This is a genomic window from Colwellia sp. TT2012 (assembly GCF_001440345.1).
Classification (GTDB): Bacteria; Pseudomonadota; Gammaproteobacteria; order Enterobacterales; family Alteromonadaceae; genus Colwellia.
In genome coordinates this window covers 1-1,072 of record NZ_LJYX01000072.1, presented here as the reverse complement: position 1 = coordinate 1,072, position 1,072 = coordinate 1, and the positions used below count along the sequence as shown (strand labels likewise).

Here is a 1,072-nt window from a genome sequence, read left to right as displayed (position 1 = left end):
CGTCAACATATGCCGGATGGCGAGCCTACTCGCCACTTCGCGCGGCCACTGTACCCAAGGGATCTCCACCTATGAAATGTCTTCGGCGGCAATCCTGATTGCGCACGGCGTTTCCCCCACTTCTCAAGGAGTCAAGCCAATGACATTCCTTCTGGTCCACTTGAAAAGTGTAAGCCATAGCCTTACACTTAATTCATTGTGATCCGGTCCTTTCGGCACAAGGGACTACGGGCGCTGCACCAGCGCGGCGACACCTCCGGCGTTCGCGCCGACCATGTTGCACGTCTGCGGCGCTTGCTGGCGTCCCGGGACGTGGCCCAGGTTCCGAACGACATGGACCGTCCCGGCAACCGGCTGCACCTCTCAAGGGGCGGTTCGCTGGCTACTGGTCGGTCAGCGTTTCAGGCAACTGGCGCGTCATCTTCCGGTTCGACGGTTCCGATGTGGAACTGGTCGATTACCTCGATTATCACTAAACAGGAGGCCAACATGGCTATGCACAACCCGCCCCATCCGGGTGAAGCGTTGCGCGAGGATGTGCTGCCGGCGATCAACCTGTCGGTGATCGGGCTCGCCCGACACATCGGGTACTCGCGTGGACAGCTTTCCACTGTCCTCAATGGCAGAGCAGCCATCAGCGCTGACCTGGCCCACCGGCTTGAGCTGGCAGGCCTGGGCAGCGCAAAGCAATACCTCGCCGAGCAGGCCGCCTACGATCTGTGGCAAGCGGAGCACCGCGAGCATCCACCGATCGCACGCCTGCAGTTCGCCTGATCCCACCACTTCCCTCCATCGGCCCTGCGTTTCGATGCGGGGATTTTTTTCGTGTGTCTAACCAGTCCGGGCAAGAACCGATTCCAATTTCCGGCTGACGCAACCGGAGACCGGGACGAAGCTGCACGCATGTGTCGTTGACGTTGTCAGCACCATGACAGCAGCTTGGGTTTTAAAGCTGCCGTGGGATATCTCCACGCAACCCGCCAGTCCGCCATCGCATCCTCTTGCGGACGAGCATCCTCGCGGTGCCGATGCATTTTTTTTCAACCCTTGCGGGAGCTGCCATCCCGATAAG

Annotated in this window: 1 protein-coding gene and 1 pseudogene; both read left to right on the top strand. The window is 60.2% G+C overall.

All coding sequences use genetic code 11. The features are described 5' to 3' along the window. Positions 1–198 precede the first annotated feature (198 nt). Positions 199–476: pseudogene (locus ASU03_RS22140) on the top strand (type II toxin-antitoxin system RelE/ParE family toxin). Then, positions 442–774 (top strand): HigA family addiction module antitoxin, encoded by a 333-nt coding sequence (locus tag ASU03_RS18700; protein WP_442855152.1) that lies wholly within the window; start codon positions 442–444, stop codon positions 772–774. Before ASU03_RS22140 ends, ASU03_RS18700 begins: the two are co-directional and overlap by 35 nt. The last annotated feature ends 298 nt before the right edge of the window (positions 775–1,072 follow it).

Coding starts and splice junctions, on each gene's coding strand:
- ASU03_RS18700 (WP_442855152.1), top strand. CDS start 442: ATGTGGAACTGGTCGATTACCTCGATTATCACTAAACAGGAGGCCAAC.